Annotated in this window: 24 protein-coding genes; 9 read left to right on the top strand and 15 right to left on the bottom strand. The window is 53.2% G+C overall.

Annotation, left to right across the window (positions count from 1 at the left end):
• Nucleotides 1-139: 139 nt before the first annotated feature.
• From AC6I4B_RS09920 to yobA, 3 genes are read right to left on the bottom strand one after another with little or no spacing between them, the layout of a single operon-like run.
• Complete coding sequence (locus tag AC6I4B_RS09920; protein ID WP_497772090.1) at nucleotides 140-478, bottom strand: YebY family protein; 339 nt, start codon at nucleotides 476-478, stop codon at nucleotides 140-142.
• Between the two features lie 13 nt (nucleotides 479-491).
• Nucleotides 492-1,361: a copper homeostasis membrane protein CopD gene (gene copD / locus AC6I4B_RS09915; RefSeq protein WP_497771354.1), complete on the bottom strand. Its 870-nt coding sequence runs from the start codon at nucleotides 1,359-1,361 to the stop codon at nucleotides 492-494.
• A 2-nt stretch (nucleotides 1,362-1,363) separates the two neighbouring features.
• Nucleotides 1,364-1,738 (bottom strand): CopC domain-containing protein YobA, encoded by a 375-nt coding sequence (gene yobA / locus AC6I4B_RS09910; RefSeq protein WP_497771353.1) that lies wholly within the window; start codon nucleotides 1,736-1,738, stop codon nucleotides 1,364-1,366.
• 137 nt (nucleotides 1,739-1,875) lie between these two features.
• Between yobA and AC6I4B_RS09905 the strand changes: the two genes are divergently transcribed.
• The 3 genes from AC6I4B_RS09905 (at nucleotide 1,876) to exoX (ending at nucleotide 3,546) form a co-directional block, all read left to right on the top strand.
• Entirely contained in the window at nucleotides 1,876-2,106 is a 231-nt protein-coding gene (locus AC6I4B_RS09905) for a DNA polymerase III subunit theta (protein WP_497771351.1), read from the top strand.
• 89 nt (nucleotides 2,107-2,195) lie between these two features.
• Nucleotides 2,196-2,864 carry a carbon-nitrogen hydrolase family protein gene (locus tag AC6I4B_RS09900; protein ID WP_497771350.1) on the top strand — a complete coding sequence of 223 codons (669 nt, stop codon included), beginning with the start codon at nucleotides 2,196-2,198 and terminating at the stop codon, nucleotides 2,862-2,864.
• A 22-nt stretch (nucleotides 2,865-2,886) separates the two neighbouring features.
• Nucleotides 2,887-3,546 (top strand): exodeoxyribonuclease X, encoded by a 660-nt coding sequence (exoX, locus tag AC6I4B_RS09895; protein ID WP_497771348.1) that lies wholly within the window; start codon nucleotides 2,887-2,889, stop codon nucleotides 3,544-3,546.
• Here exoX and ptrB read toward each other — a convergent pair whose 3' ends face one another.
• Together ptrB and AC6I4B_RS09885 are read right to left on the bottom strand one after the other, a co-directional pair.
• Nucleotides 3,547-5,598: an oligopeptidase B gene (gene ptrB / locus AC6I4B_RS09890; protein ID WP_497771346.1), complete on the bottom strand. Its 2,052-nt coding sequence runs from the start codon at nucleotides 5,596-5,598 to the stop codon at nucleotides 3,547-3,549.
• Nucleotides 5,599-5,680: 82 nt separating this feature from the next.
• Entirely contained in the window at nucleotides 5,681-6,322 is a 642-nt protein-coding gene (locus AC6I4B_RS09885) for a tellurite resistance TerB family protein (RefSeq protein WP_497771345.1), read from the bottom strand.
• A gap of 181 nt (nucleotides 6,323-6,503) precedes the next feature.
• Here AC6I4B_RS09885 and purT point away from each other — a divergent pair, with 181 nt between their 5' ends.
• Nucleotides 6,504-7,682: a formate-dependent phosphoribosylglycinamide formyltransferase gene (gene purT / locus AC6I4B_RS09880; RefSeq protein ID WP_497771343.1), complete on the top strand. Its 1,179-nt coding sequence runs from the start codon at nucleotides 6,504-6,506 to the stop codon at nucleotides 7,680-7,682.
• A 96-nt stretch (nucleotides 7,683-7,778) separates the two neighbouring features.
• Here the strand turns inward: purT and AC6I4B_RS09875 are convergent, their stop codons facing one another.
• The 3 genes from AC6I4B_RS09875 to zwf form a co-directional block, all read right to left on the bottom strand.
• Nucleotides 7,779-8,420 (bottom strand): bifunctional 4-hydroxy-2-oxoglutarate aldolase/2-dehydro-3-deoxy-phosphogluconate aldolase, encoded by a 642-nt coding sequence (locus tag AC6I4B_RS09875; RefSeq protein ID WP_497771342.1) that lies wholly within the window; start codon nucleotides 8,418-8,420, stop codon nucleotides 7,779-7,781.
• 39 nt (nucleotides 8,421-8,459) lie between these two features.
• The gene (edd, locus tag AC6I4B_RS09870; RefSeq protein ID WP_497771340.1) at nucleotides 8,460-10,271 is read right to left on the bottom strand and encodes a phosphogluconate dehydratase; all 1,812 of its coding nucleotides are present in this window, start codon (nucleotides 10,269-10,271) and stop codon (nucleotides 8,460-8,462) included.
• A gap of 233 nt (nucleotides 10,272-10,504) precedes the next feature.
• Nucleotides 10,505-11,980, bottom strand: a complete 1,476-nt coding sequence (zwf, locus tag AC6I4B_RS09865; protein ID WP_497771339.1) for a glucose-6-phosphate dehydrogenase — start codon at nucleotides 11,978-11,980, stop codon at nucleotides 10,505-10,507.
• A 455-nt stretch (nucleotides 11,981-12,435) separates the two neighbouring features.
• Between zwf and AC6I4B_RS09860 the strand changes: the two genes are divergently transcribed.
• A complete protein-coding gene (locus tag AC6I4B_RS09860; protein ID WP_497771337.1) occupies nucleotides 12,436-13,305 on the top strand; it encodes a MurR/RpiR family transcriptional regulator in 870 nt (289 codons plus the stop codon).
• A 111-nt stretch (nucleotides 13,306-13,416) separates the two neighbouring features.
• A complete protein-coding gene (gene pyk / locus AC6I4B_RS09855) occupies nucleotides 13,417-14,859 on the top strand; it encodes a pyruvate kinase (protein WP_497771336.1) in 1,443 nt (480 codons plus the stop codon).
• A 59-nt stretch (nucleotides 14,860-14,918) separates the two neighbouring features.
• On the opposite strand, the gene lpxM is transcribed toward pyk, so the two are convergent.
• From lpxM to znuA, 3 genes are all read right to left on the bottom strand, one after another.
• On the bottom strand, nucleotides 14,919-15,896 hold the full coding sequence (lpxM, locus tag AC6I4B_RS09850; protein ID WP_497771334.1) for a lauroyl-Kdo(2)-lipid IV(A) myristoyltransferase: 978 nt from the start codon (nucleotides 15,894-15,896) through the stop codon (nucleotides 14,919-14,921).
• Between the two features lie 131 nt (nucleotides 15,897-16,027).
• Nucleotides 16,028-17,350: a murein DD-endopeptidase MepM gene (gene mepM, locus AC6I4B_RS09845; protein ID WP_497771333.1), complete on the bottom strand. Its 1,323-nt coding sequence runs from the start codon at nucleotides 17,348-17,350 to the stop codon at nucleotides 16,028-16,030.
• Nucleotides 17,351-17,362: 12 nt separating this feature from the next.
• Nucleotides 17,363-18,322 (bottom strand): zinc ABC transporter substrate-binding protein ZnuA, encoded by a 960-nt coding sequence (gene znuA / locus AC6I4B_RS09840; protein WP_497771331.1) that lies wholly within the window; start codon nucleotides 18,320-18,322, stop codon nucleotides 17,363-17,365.
• A gap of 77 nt (nucleotides 18,323-18,399) precedes the next feature.
• On the opposite strand from znuA, the gene znuC reads away from it, so the two are divergent.
• Together znuC and znuB are read left to right on the top strand one after the other, a co-directional pair.
• Nucleotides 18,400-19,155: a zinc ABC transporter ATP-binding protein ZnuC gene (gene znuC, locus AC6I4B_RS09835; protein WP_497771330.1), complete on the top strand. Its 756-nt coding sequence runs from the start codon at nucleotides 18,400-18,402 to the stop codon at nucleotides 19,153-19,155.
• A complete protein-coding gene (gene znuB / locus AC6I4B_RS09830) occupies nucleotides 19,152-19,937 on the top strand; it encodes a zinc ABC transporter permease subunit ZnuB (RefSeq protein ID WP_497771328.1) in 786 nt (261 codons plus the stop codon). The genes znuC and znuB overlap by 4 nt, the downstream gene beginning before the upstream one ends.
• A gap of 40 nt (nucleotides 19,938-19,977) precedes the next feature.
• Here znuB and ruvB read toward each other — a convergent pair whose 3' ends face one another.
• Both ruvB and ruvA read right to left on the bottom strand, forming a co-directional pair.
• Nucleotides 19,978-20,988 (bottom strand): Holliday junction branch migration DNA helicase RuvB, encoded by a 1,011-nt coding sequence (gene ruvB / locus AC6I4B_RS09825; RefSeq protein WP_497771326.1) that lies wholly within the window; start codon nucleotides 20,986-20,988, stop codon nucleotides 19,978-19,980.
• A gap of 8 nt (nucleotides 20,989-20,996) precedes the next feature.
• Entirely contained in the window at nucleotides 20,997-21,608 is a 612-nt protein-coding gene (gene ruvA / locus AC6I4B_RS09820) for a Holliday junction branch migration protein RuvA (RefSeq protein ID WP_497771325.1), read from the bottom strand.
• 426 nt (nucleotides 21,609-22,034) lie between these two features.
• On the opposite strand from ruvA, the gene AC6I4B_RS09815 reads away from it, so the two are divergent.
• A complete protein-coding gene (locus AC6I4B_RS09815) occupies nucleotides 22,035-22,604 on the top strand; it encodes a YebB family permuted papain-like enzyme (protein ID WP_497771323.1) in 570 nt (189 codons plus the stop codon).
• Nucleotides 22,605-22,638: 34 nt separating this feature from the next.
• On the opposite strand, the gene ruvC is transcribed toward AC6I4B_RS09815, so the two are convergent.
• Nucleotides 22,639-23,160 carry a crossover junction endodeoxyribonuclease RuvC gene (ruvC, locus tag AC6I4B_RS09810; protein ID WP_061709477.1) on the bottom strand — a complete coding sequence of 174 codons (522 nt, stop codon included), beginning with the start codon at nucleotides 23,158-23,160 and terminating at the stop codon, nucleotides 22,639-22,641.
• 34 nt (nucleotides 23,161-23,194) lie between these two features.
• Complete coding sequence (locus tag AC6I4B_RS09805) at nucleotides 23,195-23,938, bottom strand: YebC/PmpR family DNA-binding transcriptional regulator (protein ID WP_497771321.1); 744 nt, start codon at nucleotides 23,936-23,938, stop codon at nucleotides 23,195-23,197.
• Between the last annotated feature and the right edge of the window lie 19 nt (nucleotides 23,939-23,957).

Here is a 23,957-nt window from a genome sequence, read left to right as displayed (position 1 = left end):
CCGTGACAGGTTTTCCAGTCCGCATCCACTGTGAGCTGAAAATTTTCGTCGAAGAAACGGCATAAGATAAAAAAAACCGCAGCCATTCCGCGAGAATGATTGCGGTTTTTTATTGATTATTAAACAGATATTCTGCTGATTAGCAGAGTTTCTGTGCTCGTTCGATAAACGGCGCCAAACTCATTTTTTCACCCGATTTATGCGGGTCATCGACCTGAATAATACTCAGCGGCTGCGCCTGCGTTTTCCCCTCTTTCACCTGCTTTTCAGCCACATCGTTTAACGGGTATTGCACCAGCGTGCTCGGGTTAATGACATACAGCGCGTTATCAGGCCGACAGGTCAGCATCACCTCTTCACGATTAAACGCCCACTTATCTTTACCCATTTCAAAACGGCTGACAGTAATGATTTGTGCCGCCAACGCTGAGCCAGAAGCCGTTAATAACAACAAAGAGAGAATGATTTTTTTCATAATTTCGCTCGTTTAATCAAAAAGGCTCCCAGGTGGCAAACAGACTTACCGCTGCCAGCACCAGTGCCCCTAAAATAATTTCAGCCTGCGTCGTGCGGACAAAAAAGCGCTGAGTCTGCGCCAGGTTTGCCGACATTCTTGGCACCAATAAATAGCGGTTTACGAGTGCAATCAGCACCATCAGCGCGACGAGTCCACCTTTCAGCCACACCGCCACACCGTATGGCGTAGTGGTGGTGAAACCGCCCTGAATCAGCCCGCTATTGATAATCCCAGTGGCAATAACTCCGGCGACTGCCAAATGTCCATAGCGTGAAAAACGCATCATGGTGGTGATAGCCAATTGACGCCAGCGCCCGTTTGCCAGGCGTAAGCAGTAGAGAAACGGTATCAACCCGCCAACCCACGCGCCAGCACAGAGAAGGTGCACCGCATGGTTAATGCGCTGCAACGCCCCTACCGCACCGTCGGACATCGCCGCATGTCCCACTCCGGCCAGCAGAATAAACTGCGCGGCACTGAGAAGCAAAAGCAGGCGCATCATTTGCCGTGGCTGCACCAACACAACCCCCAGCGCCACCCACGCCAACACAATCTGCCACAGCCAAACGCCGCCGAACTGGGTTTGCAACACCGCCAGCCAGACGTCAGGCTGCAAGGCATCTCCCCAACCATCGCCCATCAGGCCACCTTGCGCCATCAGCATCAGCATGGCCGTCAGCACATTCAGCACTAATGCGCCGCGTAACAGATGAGAAAAGCGCTGTATCAACAGTCGGCGTAGCGCCAGCGGTGACCACCAACCCGCGTATAACGTGCAGCCAAAGGCCACCATCAGCGAGGCAAAGTGGGCAAATCGCAGCCCGATATAAAGTGCCGTCAGCATGATTATTTAACGCTAAATTGATACTGACCTTTGGTTTTGTGTCCATCGACGGAAACAACGTGCCATTCGACGGTATACAACCCGGACGCCAGCGTTTCGCTTATCGGCACGATAAGCTGCGTTTTGTCATTCGCGGCGCGGGTTACCTTGCCGGTGGCTAACGTCTGCTGGGTCGGGCCTTTAAGGGTAATACCACTGAAATTCGCTTCGACACCTTCAGTGAAGGTCAGCGTGATTGTTTGTGGCGCAGGGCTGACCTCTGAGTTGGCAGCCGGTGTTTGCTGTTGCAGATGAGCGTGCGCCCAGACAGGCGATGCGACGAAAGAGCCGAGCAGAAACAGCGTGGCGCAGAACGCGCGGGGTGCGGTGAATTTCATTTCCATCATTCCTTTTTGTTATCTATATAACCCAAAGAATAACGCTGTATAATGTTCGAGTCGAGATGAGCGCCCCCTGGACTTGCCATTTTGCGATACTCTTAGTAACTTTTGTGCGCTATACCAAGGAGAAAATCATGCAAATCAATCTGGCTGCCTTACCTCAACAAGAGATGGACAAAGTGAACGTCGATCTTGCCGCCGCAGGCGTTGCCTTCAAAGAACGCTATAACATGCCGGTCATTGCCGAAGTGGTTGAACGTGAACAACCCGCCCATCTGCGCGATTGGTTCCGCGAGCGTCTGATTGCCCATCGCCTGGCGTCGGTCAACCTCTCTCGTCTGCCGTATGAGCCAAAAAGCAAATAATGCTTACCTTTAGTGACAGTTCCTTACGTCCAGTTTGATAGCATGACACAGAATAAAAGCCCACTGACAACGTGTTGAAGGATGCAACTATGCTGACATGGACTGTAGCAGCAGCGCAATATGCGCCACGCAAGGGAGATGTTGCCGAAAATATCGCCCACCACCTCCGTTTTATTGATGCCGCTGCCGAACAGGCGTGCAAGGTATTAATCTTCCCTGAACTATCGCTGACAGGCCCTGACGATGAGCAGACGCTGCCCGCGCCGCCGTGTGATAACCAGCTTCAACCGTTAAGCGATGCCGCCCAGCGTCATCAAATGACCATTATTGCCGGGCTGCCGGTCGAAAGCGGCGGCAAACGCATCAAAGGTATCGTGATTTTTGCCCCCTCCAGCGACAAGCCGGTTAAGCATCAGCAAGGCCACGGAACGTGCCTGGCACCAGAATCGGATCAGGTCAGTGTCTTTGAGCTAAACGCGGACGGCTGCGAACTGTCTGCGCAGGCCTCGCTACTGGCGACAGTAAGCGGGATGGCGGAGCCTCAGCAGCAGCGCATCACCCAGCGGTTGCAGCGTTTTGCCCACAAGTACGCCATTGCCGTATTAAAGTCGAACTACGCCAGCGGACGTTTTTCCGGTGGCAGTGCATTATGGGATGAAAACGGCCAGCTCATCGTGCGCGCCGACAGCGGTGAACTGCTGTTGACCGGCAGAAAAAGCGCTCAGGGTTGGCAAGGTGAGATCATTCCATTACGCTAGTCGTTTTGGCTGGGAGCCTGCCATGCTGCGCGTAATAGATACCGAAACCTGCGATCTACAAGGAGGCGTCGTTGAGATAGCCTCCGTTGATGTTATTGACGGTCAGATAGTCAACCCCATGAGCCATTTGGTTCGCCCCGACCGCCCCATCAGCGCGCAGGCAATGGCTATTCATCGCATTACCGAAGAGATGGTCGCCGATAAACCGTGGATTGAGGACGTCGTGCCTTTTTACCAGGGTAGCCCGTGGTATGTCGCGCATAACGCCAGCTTTGACCGCCGAGTACTGCCCGAAATGGACGGCGAATGGATTTGCACCATGAAAATGGCGCGCCGCCTGTGGCCCGGCATAAAATACAGCAATATGGCGCTGTATAAATCACGCAAGCTCAGCGTGGCGACACCGCCGGGGCTGCATCACCACCGAGCGCTGTATGACTGCTACATTACCGCCGCGCTGTTGATTGATATTATGCAAACCTCTGGCTGGACGGCGGAGCAAATGGTTGAGGTAACAGGCCGCCCAGCGTTGCTACGCACCTTTACCTTCGGCAAATACCGTGGGCAGGAAGTCTCCGAGGTGGCGAAGAACGACCCGGGCTATCTGCGGTGGCTGTTTAATAACCTCGACCGCATGAGCCCGGAACTTCGCCTTACGCTCAAACACTACCTCGATAAGTAACTAGCGTTCAGTACACCCTGGCAGAGTTCCCTGCGCCAAGGCAATCAGGAATGCGAACTCAAGCGCAACGCCTTCATAGCTTTTGTAACGCCCGGATTTCCCGCCGTGCCCTGAGTCCATGTCGGCACACAGTAGCAACAGGTTATCATCCACCTTCAGCTCACGCAGTTTTGCCACCCATTTCGCCGGTTCCCAGTATTGCACCTGTGAGTCGTGCAAGCCGGTCGTCACCAGTAAATGCGGGTAAGCCTGAGGTCGAACGTTGTCATACGGGCTGTAGGACTTCATATAGCGATAGTACGTTTGGTCCTGCGGGTTGCCCCACTCTTCAAATTCACCGGTCGTTAGCGGGATGGATTCATCAAGCATGGTCGTGACCACATCGACAAACGGCACTTGCGCGACCACGCCATGAAACAGTTCCGGGCGTTCGTTAATGACCGTGCCCATCAGCATCCCCCCAGCACTGCCGCCCATGCCATAACAGAGCGCAGGGTCGCCGTAACCTTTTTCCAGCAGCGCATCGCAAACATCGAGATAGTCATTGAAGGTATTTTTCTTTTTCAAGAATTTCCCGTCTTCATACCACTGCTGCCCTAACTCCCCGCCGCCGCGTATATGGGCAATGGCAAAGACAAACCCGCGATCGAGCAGGCTCAAACGGCTACTGCTGAAATCGGCGTCCATACTGGCGCCGTAAGAGCCGTAACCGTAAACCAACAGCGGGTTTTTACCACGACGGAAATGTTCATGACGATACACCAGCGAGACTGGCACTTCGACGCCATCGCGAGCAGTTATCCAAAAACGTTCGCTACGATAGCGGCTGGCGTCAAAGCCTTTAACTTCTTGCTGCTTTAGTACCCGGCGCTCTCCGCTGTCCATATCCAGTTCAAACAACGTATCTGGCGTGGTCATTGACGAATATCCGTAACGCAAACAGGCAGTTTCAGGTTCCGGATTATGGGCAATCCAGGTGACGTACGCCGGATCATCGAAAGCGATTGCCGTTTCCTGCTGGCGATGACGGTGAATTTGCCGCAATCGGGTTAAACCACGCTCACGTTCTTCCACCACCAGCCAATCACGGAACAGGGTGAAATCTTCCAGCATCACGTCGCTGCGCGGGGCAATCAGCGTCTGCCACTCGCTTTCCTCCCATCCGGCGCTGCGGTACAGGCCGAAGTTTTTCCCATCACGGTTAGAGCGCAGATAAAACTGCTGTTGATAGTGATCGAGGCTGTATTCGTGATCTTTACGGCGTGGTAGATAGGCGCGCGGCCTGGCGTCCGGTTGGTCGGCATCCAACAATAGCATTTCACTGGTTGTCGCGCTGGAAAGCGCAATCACCACATATTGGCGCGACGAGGTTTTGTGCAGGCTTACGTAGAAGGTTTCATCCGCTTCTTCATAGATAAGCTCGTCCTGCGTTGCCGGAGCACCGACCTGATGCCGCCAAACCTGCCACGGCAGCAGCGTGGTTGGGTGCTGGCGAACATAGTACAGCGCGCGCGAGTCATTGGCCCATACGACGCCCGGCGAGACATTTTCAATCACTTCCGGCAGCCACGTTTCATTTTCCAGGTGGCGAATGCGCAGGCCGTATTGGCGGCGCGAGAGAAAATCTTCGGTTACCGCCAATAGATTATTATCCGGCGCGACGTTGAGGCCGCCCAGGGTATAAAACTCACTGTGCGCAGCGCGTTTGTTTTCATCAATCAGTAGCGACCACTGCTCCTCACCCAGCGCCTGGCGCTGATAAATCGCGTACTCGCGCCCCGGCTCGTACACCTGGCGATAGCGGTAGCCATTTTTGATATACGGCGCAGAAACCTCGCGTGGAGGAATGCGGTCTACAATCTCTTTCAGCACACGATCCTGCAGGCTCTTTTGCGATGACATCGCCTGGCGGCCATAGGCGTTCTCTTGCTGTAAATAGTCGAGCACCGCAGGTTTTGAACGTGTGTCATCGCGCAGCCAATAGTAGTTATCAATGCGCGTATCACCATGCACTGTCATGGTGTGGGGGATCCGTTTTGCTTTAGGTGGCATCTCGTTATTCTTCCGTAATAGTCACTCCCTATAAGGGTGGACAAAATAAACGACGATGCAAGTAAAACCTTTAATAAAGTGTTTAAAGTTGCTGTTTTTGCTGGCGTAAATCCTGTTCGATGCTTTCACGCACCTCCAGTGGCAGCTTCAATGCCTCACCCAGCGCATTCAAATAGCTACGTTCCATAAAGTGATCGATATCAATCGCGGCACAGCTGACAAAATAGAGTTCCAGCGCCTCTTCTTCATTATGAATATCGCGCGCCAAACGCAGTGGATCGAGCGGCTGTTCAATAGCCTGCGCAATAAGCGCACGCCCCTGCTCTTCTACACCCGCCTCGCGTAGATGTTGTTCAATGGCGGCCTGTTCTTGGGCATCAATGTGCCCGTCACTCTTCGCCGCGAAAACCAGCGCCAGGATCAGGCGCTCGGTACGCACATCCACGGGCGCCGGAGGCTCGCCGTATTTCATTTCCGTTTGCGGATTGCCGCGCAGTTTATCTTTATACTTGTTCCATAACACGCTACCAGCGACCGCACCGCCGCCCACCAGCAGTGCGCCAGTGCCATACTTCGCCAGGATTTTGCGTGACGACTTACTGGCGAGCAGCAACCCAGCAAGACCGCCTAATGCACCTGGCACCAGCATTTTGCTAAGTTCATTTTTCCCCTCACCCGATTTTTGCCCAAGCAGTGATTGCAGTTGATTAAGCCAGCCTGACATATGTCCTCCGGTAGAAATACGTTAATTATTCAGACTAAGCGAGGCGATGTCAGAATATGTCTGCTCCGTATAAAGATGCGCAAATTTAAGACGATAACGTCACTCAGTTTTCGACAACAAGACAGACGCAAACGTTTTCGTTTATAATGCGCCAAACTTTGGTTAGACGGTGGAATAGGTCATGACGTTATTAGGCACAGCTCTGCGTCCTGCGGCGACGCGCGTAATGCTTCTGGGTTCAGGTGAGTTAGGCAAAGAGGTGGCAATCGAATGCCAGCGTTTAGGGGTAGAAGTGATCGCCGTCGATCGTTACGCCGACGCACCAGCGATGCACGTCGCGCACCGCTCCTATGTCATTAATATGCAGGATGGCTCTGCGCTAAAAGCGCTGGTTGAGCGGGAAAAACCGCATTATATAGTACCGGAAATCGAGGCTATCGCTACCGACATGCTGGTTGAACTGGAGCAAGCGGGCCAGCACGTTGTGCCGTGCGCTCGCGCCACGCAGTTGACCATGAACCGTGAAGGGATCCGTCGTCTGGCGGCAGAAACGCTCAAGCTGCCAACCTCCGCCTACTATTTTGCCGATAGTGAAGCGCAATTCCGTCAGGCGGTAGCGGATATCGGTCTGCCGTGCATCATCAAGCCTGTCATGAGTTCATCGGGTAAAGGGCAGACGTTTATTCGCCATCAGGATCAACTGACGCAGGCGTGGCAATACGCCCAACAGGGTGGCCGTGCGGGCGCGGGTCGCGTGATTGTTGAAGGCGTGGTGAATTTTGATTTTGAGATTACGCTACTCACCGTGAATGCCGTCGATGGCGTTCACTTCTGCGCCCCCGTGGGCCATCGCCAGGAAGATGGCGATTATCGTGAGTCCTGGCAGCCGCAGCAGATGAGTGATCTGGCGCTGTCGCGCGCCCAGAATATTGCCCGCGACGTGGTTCTGGCGCTGGGTGGTTACGGCCTGTTTGGCGTAGAACTGTTTGTTTGCGGCGATGATGTGGTATTCAGCGAGGTGTCGCCACGCCCGCACGATACCGGCATGGTGACGCTCATTTCACAGGACGTTTCCGAGTTTGCCCTGCACGTTCGCGCGTTTTTAGGGCTGCCTGTTGGCGCGATTCGCCAGTATGGCCCATCGGCGTCTGCGGTGCTGCTGCCACAGTTAACCAGCAATAACGTCACCTTTGATAACGTCCAACATGCGCTGGGTTCGGGTGTACAGTTGCGCCTGTTTGCTAAGCCGGAGATTGACGGTTCGCGCCGGATGGGCGTTGCGCTGGCAACCGCAGAAAGCGTTGAGCAAGCGGTAGAACGGGCAAAAAGCGCGGCAGCCTCGGTGATTGTTCGAGGGTAACGCCAGGAGGCAATGCTTAGCGATAAAAAAAAGCGGGTTGCTTGCGCAATCCGCTTTTTTCGTTATCCGGCAATGACACCGGATAGCGCCGACACCTTACAGGGTCGCCGTTTCTACAGCTTCGCGAGCCAGTTTAGTGATGCGGTCGTAGTCGCCCGCTTCCAGCGCGTCTGCTGGAACCAGCCATGAACCACCCACACACAGAACGCTTTTCAGCGCCAGGTAGTCGCGGCAGTTTTTCAGAGAGATACCGCCAGTTGGGCAGAAACGGATGTGGGAGAACGGGCCAGCAATGGCTTGCAGCGCTTTCACGCCACCGTTAGCTTCAGCCGGGAAGAATTTGAATTCTTTCAGACCGTGCTGCATACCCAGCATCAGTTCAGACACAGAGCTAATACCAGGGATCAGCGGGATAGTGCCTGCGGTCGCCGCTGTCAGCAGATCGTCAGTCAGACCTGGGCTGATAGCAAACTGCGCACCCGCGTCAGTAACCTCTTTCAGCTGCTGAGCGTTGGTCACAGTACCCGCGCCGACGATAGCATCCGGGACTTCTTTGGCGATAGCGCGGATAGCATCCATTGCGCAGTCGGTACGCAGCGTAACTTCCAGAACGCGTACACCACCTGCAACCAGTGCTTTTGCCATCGGTACTGCGTGCTCAAGTTTGTTCACCACGATAACCGGTACTACCGGGCCAGTGGTCAGGATTGCTTCAGCAGTTGTTTTCCAGTTTTTCATCAGAAATTTTCTCTCGCCAGATCTACAAATCGTGTCATCTTAAAAGGTAATACAGGTTGCGCCCTGCTCTGCACCGGACAGTTTTTCCCGTAATGCACTAAACAGCTCGCGGCCTGTCCCTACGCGCGAAGCGCTCAGATCAGGAATATGCGGTTGACGCGCAGCCAGTTCAGCTTCATCGACCAGCAGTGTCAGTTCGCCAGTTTGGCCATTGACGCGGATCATGTCGCCGTCACGGACTTTCGCCAGCAGCCCACCGTCATAGGCTTCAGGGGTTACGTGGATAGCTGATGGTACTTTACCGGATGCACCGGACAGACGTCCATCAGTGACCAACGCAATTTTGAAACAACGGTCCAATAATACACCAAGTGGCGGCATAAGTTTATGTAATTCTGGCATCCCGTTCGCTTTAGGCCCTTGATGGCGCACAACAACCACGCAATCTTTATCCAGTAAGCCTGCTTCAAACGCCGGTAGTACATCGTGCTGGCTTTCAAATACCACCGCTGGGGCTTCGATAACCTGGTTTTCCTTTGGCACTGCGGAGGTTTTCATTACCGCACGACCCAGGTTACCGCTCAGCACTTTAGTACCGCCGTGTTTGGAGAACGGTTTGTCGAAGGTAGCAATGATGTCGCTATCCAGCGATGCGCTTGCCCCTTCACGCCAGTCCAGCTTGCCTTCGTTCAGCCACGGTTCCATGGTGTAGTGAGACAGACCGAAACCAGCAACCGTGTTCACGTCTTCGTGCAGCAGGCCAGCGTTCAGCAGTTCACGCACCAGCACCGGTACGCCGCCTGCCGCCTGGAAGTGGTTGATATCGGCAGGGCCATTCGGGTACAGGCGCGCCATCAGCGGCACAACGTCAGATAGTTCGGAGAAATCATCCCAGTTGATGATAATGCCCGCCGCGCGAGCCATCGCGACCAGGTGCATGGTGTGGTTGGTTGAACCACCGGTTGCCAGCAGTGCGACGATACCGTTCACGACCACTTTTTCGTCGATCATTTTACCCAGCGGCATCCACTCGTTACCGTTACCGGTCATTCGTGTAACCTGACGCGCAGCAGCGGCGGTCAGTTCTGCGCGCAGCGGCGCATCTGGATGTACGAATGAAGAACCTGGCAACTGCATCCCCATGAATTCAATCACCATTTGGTTGGTGTTTGCCGTACCGTAGAAAGTACAAGTCCCCGGTGCGTGGTAAGACGCGGCTTCAGATTCCAGCAGCGCGTTACGATCCACCTTACCTTCCGCATACAGCTGGCGAATACGGACTTTTTCTTTATTCGGCAGGCCGCTCGCCATCGGGCCTGATGGGATAAATACGGACGGCAGATGGCCGAAGGAGAGCGCAGCCATCGCAAGCCCTGGGACAATTTTGTCACACACGCCGAGATACAGGGCGCCGTCAAACATGTTATGAGACAGGCCAACCGCCGCCGACATTGCAATCACTTCACGGCTCAGCAGGGACAACTCCATCCCATCCTGACCTTGAGTCACGCCATCGCACATGGCCGGAACGCCACCAGCAACCTGACCTACCGCGTTAACGCTGTGCAGCGCTTTACGGATTTGATCCGGGTAATACTCGTAAGGCTGATGGGCAGAAAGCATGTCGTTATAGGAGGTTATGATCGCGATATTGTTACGCAGCATACTTTTCAGCGACGCTTTATCCTCTGGCTGACAAGCGGCAAAACCGTGCGCCAGATTACCGCAGGCAAGCTGTGAGCGGTGAACCGTTTCAGCTTTTGCCCGATTAATACGTTCCAGGTAAGCAGCGCGCGTATCGCGAGAGCGTTCAATAATGCGATTTGTTACGCGTAACATTACAGAGTTCATAAAGGCTCCTTAAAATTTTTCTGTCCAGGCCACAGCCTAATACCGCATTCACATTCATCTGACTGATTGGAAATGCCCGTATGGCGCAGCGCAGGGGCAAGTGTCTACCGATAGTGTAATAAAAAAAGCCCCGGTGGTGAATCCACCCGGGGCTTAAATGCGTAAAAATAACGCGACATGCTGTGTTAGATCATGTTACCGGTAAAATAACCCTTCTGGATTAACGCCGTTATTTACTCAAACTCGTTCCAGGAGCGGCCATCACGGGTGATCATCGCCACGGAAGCCACCGGCCCCCAGGTGCCAGCCTGGTAAGGTTTCGGCGCATCTTTATCGCTTGCCCACGCTTCAGTAATGGAGTCAACCCACTTCCACGCTTCTTCAACTTCATCGCGACGCACGAACAGCGCCTGGATGCCCCGCATGGTTTCCAGCAGCAGGCGTTCATAAGCATCGGCGAGATGCGTTTGATTAAAGGTTTCGGAATAGCTCAGATCAAGCTTCGTCACCTGAAGGTTGTGCTTGTGATCAAGACCCGGAACTTTATTCAGGATCTGAATATCAACGCCTTCGTCCGGCTGCAAACGGATGGTCAGTTTGTTTTGCGGCAGTTCTGGCCACGTTTCTTTGAACAGGTTCAGCTCTGGGTTTTTGAAATACACCACGACTTCAGAACATTTAGTCGGCAGACGTTTACCGGTACGCAGGTAGAACGGTACGCCCGCCCAACGCCAGTTGTCGATATCCACACGGATAGCGACGAAGGTTTCGGTGCTGCTGGACTTGTTCGCGCCCTCTTCTTCCAGGTAGCCTGGAACTTTCTGCCCCTGGGCAAAACCAGCGGTATACTGGCCGCGCACGGTTTTTTCACGCACATTGCTGCGATCGATCCGGCGCAAGGACTTCAGCACTTTCACTTTTTCGTCACGAATGCTGTCGGCGGTCAGGTCTGACGGCGGCGACATCGCAATCATACAGAGAATTTGCAGCAGGTGGTTTTGAATCATATCGCGCATCTGTCCCGCCTGGTCAAAGTAACCCCAGCGGCCTTCAATGCCCACTTCTTCTGCGACGGTAATTTCGACATGATCGATAGTGCGATTATCCCAGTTATTAACAAACAGGGAGTTAGCAAATCGCAGCGCCAGCAGGTTCAGAACCGTTTCTTTGCCCAGATAATGGTCAATACGATAGACCTGGCACTCTTCAAAGTATTCGCCCACCTGGTCGTTAATTTCACGCGAGGTTTCAAGCGACGTACCCAGCGGTTTTTCCATCACTACGCGCGCCGGTTTGGCGTTGAGCTTCGCTTCGCCCAGACCACGGCAGATAGCCCCAAAGGTGCTTGGCGGCATGGCAAAATAGTTGATGGTGACGCGATTTTGCTGATCGAGCATTTCACCTAAGCTCGAGAATGCACCGGTGTCGTTAACGTCCAGATTGCAGAAATCCAGGCGCGCGCTGAGGGTGTCCCACAAATCTTCATCAATTTTCTCTTTCATGAAGGTTTCAAGCGCTTCGCGGACAACTTTAGTGTAGGTTGCTTTGTCCCAGTCGGCACGACCTACGCCGATAATCCGGGTGTCTGGATTGATCTGGCCGGCTTTTTCAAGCTGATACAGGGAAGGCAGCAGTTTTCGACGAGCTAAATCGCCCTTTGCGCCGAAAATGACCAGATCACATGCCTGGGCCGTTTGCGTTACCGCCATGTCATTCTCCTCAGTTAAAGATCCTGGTTCTATGCCAGGCTATATACCCGTCGCCTCTCCGGTTTTTCCTAAAAAACGACGAGTATCATTGTAATTTTCTTACGATGCACTGTACTGTGTTTACGAAATTGCCGAAAGCCTTTAACGCCCCTATCGGCTACCGATCGCACAAATCGGAACCATTGCTGCCGCAATATGGGGCAATCAGCCAGTTTTATTCGTTCTCTCGCCTGAACAACGTCTGTTAAAATACGACGTTGATCATGTTATGAAAAAAAACAACATTTTTTGCTGTTACTATCCACCCTTCACCTGACTTCAGGCGTATATTCTTGCTAAAACGCCAACAGATTTCATCCATTAATGGAATCGCTTCTACTCTACATTATTCGAGTGGTTGGAACGCAGCCACATCTGAATAATGACGAGCTTCACTCTATGAGCGCTATGTCACGATGAACATGCTGGAAAAAATCCAGTCCCAACTGGAAAACCTTAGCAAATCCGAGCGAAAAGTCGCGGAGGTCATCCTCGCGGCTCCCGAACAGGCCATTCATTCCAGTATTGCGGCGCTCGCCCTGGAGGCTGATGTTAGCGAACCGACCGTCAACCGTTTTTGCCGTAGCCTGGAAACGCGTGGTTTCCCTGACTTCAAATTGCATCTTGCCCAAAGCCTCGCCAACGGTACACCGTATGTTAATCGTAATGTTGATGAAGATGACAGCGTAGAAGCCTACACGGCGAAAATATTCGAATCGGCGATGGCAAGCCTGGCACACGTTCGCCAATCTTTAGATATGTCGGCCGTTAACCGCGCGGTAGATCTGCTCACTCAGGCAAAAAAAATTGCCTTTTTTGGTTTGGGTTCTTCCGCCGCCGTGGCGCACGATGCCATGAACAAGTTTTTCCGCTTTAACGTGCCAGTCATCTATTCTGATGACATCGTTTTGCAACGAATGAGCTGTATGAATTGCAGCGACGATGATGTGGTGGTGCTGATTTCCCATACCGGCAGAACCAAAAGTTTGGTCGAAATCGCCCAGGTCGCGCGCGAAAACGATGCCATGGTTATCGCCATTACCTCCGCCGGGACACCGCTGGCGCGAGAAGCCACCCTCGCCATCACACTTGACGTCCCCGAAGATACCGACATTTATATGCCAATGGTTTCCCGATTAGCCCAGCTAACCGTAATTGACGTCCTCGCAACTGGCTTTACCCTGCGTCGAGGGGCAAAATTCAGGGATAACTTGAAGCGAGTCAAAGAAGCATTAAAGGAATCGCGGTTTGATAAAGAATTATCGACACACAGCGATAATCACTAAAAGCGATAATTATAGCGTCACCAATTAAAGCATTCGGTAACGCCACGCAGGCGACATTGCCGAATTCCTGTTCACGCAACACCTGAGTTGTACTAGTCAACGGAGTATTACATGTCCAGAAGGCTTCGCAGAACCAAGATCGTCACCACGTTAGGCCCAGCAACCGATCGCGATAACAACCTTGAGAAGGTTATTTCCGCAGGGGCTAACGTCGTACGAATGAACTTTTCTCACGGCTCGCCTGAAGATCATCAGTTGCGCGCCGACAAAGTCCGCGAAATTGCAGCAAAACTGGGGCGTCATGTAGCCATCCTTGGCGATTTGCAAGGACCCAAAATTCGCGTATCAACCTTCAAAGAAGGCAAGGTTTTCCTCAATATCGGCGACAAATTCCTGTTGGATGCCAACCTGGGTAAAGGTGAAGGCGACAAAGAGAAAGTCGGTATCGACTACAAAGGACTGCCTGCTGACGTTGTCCCGGGCGATATCCTGCTGCTCGACGATGGCCGCGTGCAGTTAAAAGTGCTGGAAGTTCAGGGCATGAAAGTGTTCACCGAAGTGACCGTCGGTGGCCCGCTGTCCAACAATAAAGGCATCAACAAGTTAGGCGGCGGTCTCTCCGCAGAAGCCCTGACCGAGAAAGACAAAGCCGACATCCTGACGGCTGCAAAAATCGGCGTTGATTACCTGGCCGTCTCTTTCCCGCGCTGCGGTGAAGATCTCAACTACGCCCGTCGTCTGGCGCGCGAAGCTGGCTGCGATGCCAAAATCGTGGCTAAAGTTGAGCGTGCGGAAGCGGTATGCAGCCAGGATGCGATGGACGATATTATCCTCGCCTCTGACGTGGTGATGGTTGCCCGTGGCGACCTGGGCGTAGAAATTGGCGACCCTGAGCTGGTCGGTATCCAAAAAGCGCTGATCCGCCGCGCGCGTCAGTTGAACCGTTCGGTTATCACCGCGACTCAGATGATGGAGTCAATGATAACCAACCCAATGCCAACCCGTGCAGAAGTCATGGACGTGGCGAACGCCGTGCTGGATGGGACTGACGCGGTGATGTTGTCTGCGGAAACTGCGGCCGGTCAATATCCGTCTGAAACCGTCGCGGCGATGGCGCGCGTTTGTCTGGGTGCGGAAAAAATCCCTAGCATCAACGTCTCTAAGCACCGTTTAGACGTGCAGTTCGACAACGTAGAAGAAGCGATCGCGATGTCGGCCATGTATGCCGCAAACCACCTGAAAGGTGTGACCGCGATTATTACCATGACTGAATCTGGCCGTACCGCGCTGATGACTTCACGTATCACCTCTGGTCTGCCGATTTTCGCCATGTCGCGTCACGAGCGTACGCTGAACCTGACGGCGCTGTACCGTGGCGTTACGCCGGTATTCTTCGACAGCGCTTGCGATGGCGTTGCTGCGGCTCACGATGCGGTAAACCTGCTGCGTGATAAAGGCTACCTGATGTCTGGTGACCTGGTCATCGTGACTCAGGGCGATGTCATGAGCACCGTGGGTTCAACCAATACCACCCGTATTCTGACCGTCGAGTAATTATCGGCACAGACAAAAAAGCCAGGCATTCAATGCCTGGCTTTTTTTTTACCGCTCCCCTACTTTTTCTTTCGTGGGAACAGCTCATCGCGTTTGTAAGGCTCCGTTTCGCCCGGTTTACGCGTTTTTAGCAGCTTGAGTATCCACGTGTACTGCTCGGTATGCGGGCCAACAAAAATCTCAACCTCTTCGTTCATCCGGCGCGCAATGGTGTTGTCATCGGCTTCCAGCAGGTCGTCCATCGGTGGACGCACCAGAATGGTCAGGCGGTGGGTTTCACCGTTATATACCGGGAACAGCGGCACGACGCGCGCACGGCACACTTTCATCAGGCGACCAATCGCAGGTAGCGTGGCTTTGTACGTCGCAAAGAAATCAACAAACTCGCTATGTTCCGGTCCGTGGTCTTGATCCGGCAGGTAATAACCCCAGTACCCCTGACGCACAGATTGAATAAACGGTTTAATGCCGTCGTTACGCGCGTGCAGGCGGCCGCCAAAGCGGCGACGAACGGTGTTCCACACATAGTCGAACACTTTATTGCCCTGATTGTGGAACATGGCCGCCATTTTCTGCCCCTGCGAGGCCATCACCATCGCAGGAATATCTACGCCCCAGCCGTGCGGCACTAAGAAAATAACGTTTTCACCATTGCGGCGCATTTCATCAATGATCTCTTGCCCTTGCCAGTCGAGGCGCGGCAGGATTTTCTCTGGCCCTTTCAGCGCCAGTTCCGCCATCATCACCATCGCCTGTGGCGCGGTGGCAAACATCTCATCAATAATGGCCTCGCGCTCGGCTTCGCTCTTTTCAGGGAAGCAGTACAGTAAGTTGATTTGCGCACGACGGCGGGCACTTTTACCAAACTTACCCGCCAGGCGGCCCAATTTGCCCAGCAGCGGGTCACGAATTTTTGCCGGAATGTAGGCAATTCCCGCAAACGCCAGTACACCTAGCCAGGCGCCCCAATGACGCGGGTGGCGAAAAGACTTCTCAAACTCGGGAATGTATTCACTGTTATTTTTTTTCGTTTCCATGCCTATTCCAGGGGCGAATCATCACGTTAGTGGGGATATTCAGATAGTGTAGCGACGCACAGAGCTTCGTACAAAAGAAAAAGCCGGTGCTACGAAAGCACCGGCTCTGAACGCATACTTCTTAGGCAAAATTAGTCAAATCGCAACTGCGGCAGAACTTGTTTCACCTGGGCCAGGTAATCGGTACGATCGGAACCGGTCAACCCTTCGGTGCGTGGCAGTTTCGCCGTCAGCGGGTTTACCGCTTGCTGGTTAATCCACACTTCATAGTGCAGGTGTGGCCCGGTAGAACGCCCGGTATTCCCCGAAAGCGCAATACGGTCGCCGCGTTTCACCTTCTGACCGGGTTTCACCAGCAGCTTACGCAAGTGCATATAGCGCGTGGTATAGGTACGCCCATGACGCAGTGCAACATAGTAACCCGCCGCGCCACTACGTTTTGCGACCACGACTTCACCATCACCCACCGCCAGAACAGGTGTCCCCTGCGGCATGGCGAAGTCTACGCCACGGTGAGGCGCTACACGCCCCGTCACCGGATTCAAGCGGCGCGGGTTGAAGTTAGACGACACGCGGAACTGGCGCGAAGTTGGGAAGCGCAAGAAGCCCTTCGCCAGCCCAGTACCGTTACGGTCGTAGAACTTACCGTCTTCCGCACGAATCGTGTAGTAGTCTTTACCATCGGAGCGTAAACGCACGCCCAGCAGTTGGCTCTGCTCGCGTTTGCCGTCCAGCATTTCACGCGACATTAATACCGCGAACTGGTCGCCTTTTTTCAGCTTGCGGAAGTCCATCTGCCACTGCATGGCTTTAATGACGGCACTCACTTCTGAGCTGGTTAATCCCGCGCTGGTGGCGCTGGAGACAAAACTCCCGCCCACTGTGCCTTTGATCAGGCTGTTAACCCAATCGCCGGTTTGCAGCTCGCTGCTCATTTTAAAGCCGTTAGCTACACGGTCGTAGGTGCGGGTTTCGCGGCGCGACATTTCCCAGGTTAAACGCTGTAAATCACCATCGTCATTCAGCGTCCAGGAGAGCTGCTGCCCGACTTTCATGTTCTTCAGCTCTTTATCTGCTGCGGCGAGCTGGCTGATATTACCCATATCAATACCGTACTGATTCAGAATGCTACTCAGGGTATCGCCCGTGGATACCACATACTCGTGCACGCCGGTTTCATTCTCGGTTTTTTCGTCCAGCTCATCCTGAGGAATGGCTTCATCTTCCTGAGCAGACTGATCAATAGGTTCGCTAGCTTCCGGTAATAAGGAGCGGATCTCTTTTTTCTCCAGCTCAATGGTGCGGACAACCGGTGATGTCGATGTTGGATGGTAAACGTATGGCCGCCAAACAGCGACGGCCAGCGTTAAAACGGTAAGTGACCCCAGCATAACGCGGTGGGGCCGCGGCAAATTATTAAATGCCAGAGCGACAGAGCGGGCTATCTGCTGCACGTATTCACTTCCTTACTTATCTCCTTTCAGGCAGCTCGCATACTGGGTCGCCAGTTGAGTCAGAAACGCCGGATAGCTTTCTTTACTCAGCGTGATATTCGTACCGAGAGGGTCCAGCGTTCCCATGCGAACTTGGGTTCCTCGCGCGACAGATTCAACGACAGCGGGCCTGAATTGTGGCTCAGCAAAAACGCAGGTTGTTTTTTGCTCAACCAACTGTGTTCTTATTTGATGTAAACGCTGCGCACCAGGTTGAATTTCGGGGTTGACGGTGAAGTGGCCAAGCGGCGTCAAACCGTAATGTTTTTCGTAATAACCATAGGCATCATGAAAAACGAAGTACCCCTTTCCTTTTACCGGTGCCAGCTCGTTCGCCACCTGCTTGTCGGTTGCGGCCAGTTTGGCCTCAAAATCTTTCAGGTTGGCGTCGAGGCGAGCTCGACTCTGAGGCATAAGTTCCACTAATTTATCGTGGATTGCAACCGCCGACAGCCGCGCTATCTCTGGGGAAAGCCACAGATGCATGTTGTAATCGCCATGATGGTGATGTGCGTCACCTTTTTCGCCCTCAGCATGGTCGTGACCGCCTTCATCATCGTGGTCATGGTCATCATCATCTGCCCCTTTCATGAGCAACGGTTTCACCCCATCCAACTGGGCTATCGTGACTTTATTTGTGTCTGGAATGCTTTGCGTTGACTTATCCATGAACGCTTCCATTTCCGGGCCGACCCACACGACTAAGTCCGCGTTTTGTAAGCGTTTTACATCCGATGGACGCAGTGAGTAATCATGTTCAGACGCACCGTCCGGCAGTAAAACTTGCGTCTCAGTAACCCCGTCAGCGATCGCAGAAGCGATGAATCCCAGAGGCTTTAACGACGTGACAACGGCAGCGTCAGCACGTTGTGCTACCGTTCCCCAAAGTGCAGCGGATAAGGCTGCGAAAAGAAGCGTATTTTTCTGTAACATAATGCGTCTAATAATCGAAATGAATAAGAGAAGTGTGATATTATAACATCCACTATCTTGTGCAACCCCTAATTGCTATGACAAATCTTGTATCTCTCGAAAATGTCTCTGTCGCTTTCGGTCAACGCCGTGTGCTTTCCGACATTTCACTGAATCTTAAGCCAGGCCGCATTCTGACGCTGCTTGGGCCGAATGGCGCGGGTAAATCAACGCTGGTACGCGTGGTACTCGGTCTGGTTGCACCGACTGAAGGCGTTGTGGTTCGTGAAAAACAACTGCGCGTTGGCTATGTGCCACAAAAGTTGTACCTCGACGCGACTTTGCCGCTAACCGTCAAGCGTTTTTTGCGTTTGCACCCGGCAACGCGAAAAGAAGATATTCTCCCGGCTCTGAAACGTGTCCAGGCAGGTCACCTGCAAGATGCGCCAATGCAAAAGCTCTCTGGCGGTGAAACGCAGCGTGTGCTTCTGGCTCGTGCGTTGTTGAACCAACCACAGTTATTAGTGCTGGATGAACCGACGCAGGGGGTTGACGTTAATGGCCAGGTCGCGCTGTATGATTTGATTAACCAACTGCGCGAGGAACTCAACTGCGCGGTGCTGATGGTTTCACACGATTTACATCTGGTGATGGCGAAAACCGACGAAGTGCTGTGTTTGAATCATCACATTTGCTGCTCAGGAACCCCGGACGTGGTTTCTATGCATCCAGAGTTTATCTCCATGTTCGGCCCACGTGGCGCAGAACAACTGGGGATTTATCGCCACCAGCATAACCACCGCCATGATTTACAGGGCCGTATTATTTTACGTCGGGGAAATGGGCAGTCATGATTGAAATTTTACTTCCCGGCTGGCTTGCCGGAATCATGCTGGCCTGTGCGGCTGGCCCCCTGGGCTCGTTTGTCGTCTGGCGTCGGATGTCCTACTTCGGTGACACCCTGGCACATGCCTCACTGTTGGGCGTGGCATTTGGCCTGTTGCTGAACGTTAACCCATTTTATGCGGTGATTGCCGTAACGCTGCTGCTCGCCGGTGGGCTGGTGTGGCTTGAAAAGCGCCCTCACCTCGCGATTGATACCTTATTGGGTATTATGGCGCACAGTGCGCTATCGCTGGGCCTGGTGGTCGTTAGCCTGATGTCGAATATTCGCGTTGACTTAATGGCCTATCTGTTTGGCGATTTGCTCGCCGTCACGCCACAAGATCTCATCTCAATTGCGCTGGGCGTGGTCGTGGTGTTGGCGATTCTGTTCTGGCAGTGGCGAAACCTGCTGTCGATGACCATTAGCCCTGACTTAGCCTTTGTTGATGGGGTGAAGCTTCAGCGGGTAAAACTGCTGCTGATGCTGGTGACTGCGTTAACTATTGGTGTGGCGATGAAATTTGTTGGGGCGCTGATTATTACGTCGCTGCTGATTATCCCGGCGGCAACCGCGCGCCGTTTTGCACGTACGCCGGAACAAATGGCCGGAATTGCCGTTGTGATTGGGATGATTGCGGTAACCGGTGGGCTGACGTTCTCAGCGTTCTACGACACGCCAGCTGGCCCTTCGGTGGTGCTAAGCGCCGCACTGCTGTTTATCTTCAGCATGACGAAGAAATCTAGCGTCTGACATTATCAGGCCTACACAAAGTGTAGGCCTGATAAGCGTATTACGGCATCTCTGGCGGTTTAATACCAAAGTGCTCCCACGCGCGAACCGTCGCCATACGCCCACGCGGCGTACGTTGTAAAAAGCCTTGTTGGATCAGATACGGTTCCAGCACATCTTCGATAGTTTCTCGTTCTTCGCCAATCGCGGCGGCAAGGTTATCCAGCCCCACCGGGCCACCGAAGAACTTATCAATCACCGCCAGTAGTAGCTTGCGGTCCATATAGTCGAAACCTTCCGCATCCACATTGAGCATATCTAACGCCTGAGCGGCGATATCCGCCGAAATAGTGCCATCGTGCTTCACTTCCGCAAAGTCACGCACACGGCGCAGCAGACGGTTAGCAATACGTGGCGTCCCGCGCGCGCGACGCGCCACTTCCAGCGCGCCTTCATCGCTCATCTCCAGCCCCATAAAGCGGGCGCTACGCCCCACGATATGCTGCAAGTCAGGAACCTGATAAAACTCCAGGCGCTGGACGATACCAAAACGGTCGCGCAGCGGTGACGTTAACGATCCGGCGCGCGTGGTTGCGCCAATCAGGGTAAACGGCGGCAAATCAATTTTAATAGAGCGCGCCGCCGGGCCTTCACCAATCATGATATCGAGCTGGTAGTCTTCCATCGCGGGATAGAGCACCTCTTCCACCACCGGAGAGAGGCGGTGAATTTCATCGATAAACAGCACGTCATGAGGTTCAAGATTGGTCAGCATCGCCGCCAAATCGCCAGCCTTTTCCAACACTGGGCCGGACGTGGTACGCAGGTTAACGCCCATTTCATTGGCGACAATATTTGCCAGCGTCGTTTTGCCTAACCCCGGCGGGCCAAAAATAAGCAGATGGTCAAGCGCGTCGCCGCGCAGTTTCGCCGCCTGGATGAAAATCTCCATTTGCGAGCGCACCTGCGGTTGACCAACGTATTCCGCCAACAGTTTTGGTCGAATAGCTCGGTCTGCCACATCCTCTGGCAGCGTATTTTCTGCGGAAATTAGGCGGTCTGCTTCAATCATCCTTTACCTCACAGCGCTGCGCGGAGCGCTTCGCGGATCAATGTTTCACTGCTGGCATCCGGGCGAGCAATTTTGCTGATCATCCGGCTGGCTTCCTGAGGTTTATAGCCCAGCGCCACCAGCGCAGCAACCGCTTCCTGTTCGGCATCGTCCGTCGCCGGGCTTGCCGGAGAAGTCAACACCAGGTCAGAGGCAGGCGTAAACAGGTCGCCATGCAGGCCTTTAAAGCGGTCTTTCATTTCGACGATCAGGCGCTCGGCGGTTTTCTTACCAATACCCGGCAATTTCACCAGCGCGGCGGGGTCTTCACGCTCAACGGCGTTAACAAACTGCGGCGCTGACATACCCGACAGGATCGCCAGCGCCAGCTTCGGGCCAACGCCGTTGGTTTTAATCAGTTCTTTAAACAGGGTACGTTCCTGTTTGTTATTAAAGCCATACAGCAATTGGGCATCTTCGCGCACCACAAAATGGGTGAAGATAATCGCTTCCTGCCCAGCTTCCGGCAGCTCATAAAAACAGGTCATGGGCATATGCACTTCATAGCCGACGCCGCCCGTCTCCAGAAGAACCAGCGGGGGTTGTTTTTCGAGAATAATGCCTCTGAGTCTGCCTATCACATGACGCTCCTGCGTTAATGGCTCATGATATAAAGATGTATCATAAAAAAATGCTGGATAGATATCCAGCGAGGGATGCAACAAAAGTGCGTGTAATCAGGTTTTACTGGCTTTGGCGTGACGAAAGGTACTGAGTATCCGGCTCACCCCACTGAGTGTCGGGAGCAATTCCAGAGAGACTCCGCATCAATCATCAAAAATCGATACGGTTTCAGAGTAGCCGAGTAGCCCTAACACTGGCGTATGTCGCCGCCCAAAATCTCGCGAAAGTGAAACTCATAATATTTAAAATAGAATGAAGATAGAAAATATAATAATAGCAAATACCTCGTTATAACCTCGCTTGCTATTATTGAGTTGCAATGTTATTCATTTCGCTCAATGAAAAATAGACAATTATATTTATACGCTGAAATGGATAACACAATGAATATAAATCATCCCGCTAAATATGAAACTGGCGATATCGTTTTTACCAGTATTGGCGCCGCTCTTTTCGGGCAAATATCGGCTGCATCGCAGTGCTGGTGTAATCATGTCGGAATTATTGTGGGTCACAACGGTGACGATTATCTGGTAGCCGAAAGCCGCATTCCCCTTTCTACCGTGACAACATTCACTCGCTTTATTAACCGCTCCCACGAACAGCGCTATGCCGTGCGCCGGTTGGCCGGAGGGTTAACCACAGAGCAGAAACTCTCACTGGTCGAAAAAGTCCCGGGCCATCTGAATAAACTGTATCACACCGGTTTTAAGTACCACTCCTCGCGTCAGTTTTGCTCGAAATTTGTTTTTGATATTTATAAAGAGGCGTTATCCATTCCGGTTGGGGAAATAGAGACATTTGAACAGTTGCTGCATAGCAACCCAAGCGCACCGCTCACTTTCTGGAAACTCTGGTTTTTGGGTTCAATTCCCTGGGAGCGCAAAACGGTCACGCCAGCCAGCCTGTGGCTGCATCCAGATTTAGCATTGATTGATTCGAAAGGAGTATAAATACCTCAGCCCGAGAAGACCGAGGTATTTTAATTTAGCGTAGACGCCCACGCGCCAGATTCAGCCGCGATTCGCTCATTTGCATCGCATTCTGGCTAACATGACAATGGGTGATGGCAATAGCCAGCGCATCGGCGGCATCGGCCTGTGGGTTAGCGGGAAGTTTCAGTAACGTGCGCACCATGTGCTGCACCTGACTTTTCTCCGCGCTACCAATCCCGACGACCGTCTGTTTAACCTGACGAGCCGCGTATTCAAATACCGGCAAATCCTGATTCACCGCAGCAACAATGGCCACGCCGCGCGCCTGCCCCAGCTTTAATGCTGAGTCGGCGTTTTTCGCCATAAAGACCTGTTCAATGGCGAAATAGTCCGGCTGGAACTGGGTGATGATTTCCGTCACGCCCGCGTAAATCAACTTCAGACGCGACGGTAAATCATCCACCTTAGTACGAATACAACCGCTGCCGAGGTACGTCAGTTGCCTGCCGACCTGGCGAATCACACCATAACCGGTGATGCGTGAGCCGGGGTCAATCCCCAAAATAATCGACATCACGCATCTCCTGTCATGTTAAGGCTCAACCCGATCATTCTAAGGTTGCGGCAACCTCATCAGAGATCTCGCCGTTATGGTAGACTTCCTGAACGTCGTCGCAATCTTCCAGCATATCGATAAGACGCATCAGTTTCGGTGCTGTTTCTGCATCCATATCCGCTTTAGTCGATGGGATCATCGTGACTTCAGCGCTGTCTGCTTTCAGGCCCGCCGCTTCCAGTGCATCACGGACTTTGCCCATGTCTTCCCACGCGGTGTACACGTCAATCGCGCCATCGTCGAAGGTCACAACGTCTTCAGCACCCGCTTCCAGCGCCGCTTCCATAATGGTGTCTTCGTCGCCCTGCTCAAAGGAAATAACGCCTTTCTTGCTGAACAGATAAGCAACGGAACCATCCGTACCCAAGTTGCCGCCGGTTTTGGTAAACGCGTGACGGACTTCTGCAACGGTACGGTTACGGTTGTCAGACAGGCATTCAATCATGACCGCAGTACCGCCAGGGCCGTAACCTTCATAGATGATGGTTTCCATGTTCGCATCATCATCACCGCCCACGCCACGTGCGATTGCACGGTTCAGAGTGTCACGGGTCATGTTGTTAGACAGCGCTTTATCTACCGCCGCGCGCAGACGCGGGTTAGCATCGGGATCGCCGCCGCCCAGTTTGGCTGCCGTCACCAATTCACGAATGATCTTGGTGAAAATTTTACCGCGCTTAGCATCCTGCGCAGCCTTACGATGTCTGGTGTTGGCCCATTTACTATGACCTGCCATAAAAATATCTCCAAAAATA

The organism is Kluyvera fluvialis, from assembly GCF_059725275.1.
This window is presented reverse-complemented; position numbering and strand designations above follow the sequence as displayed.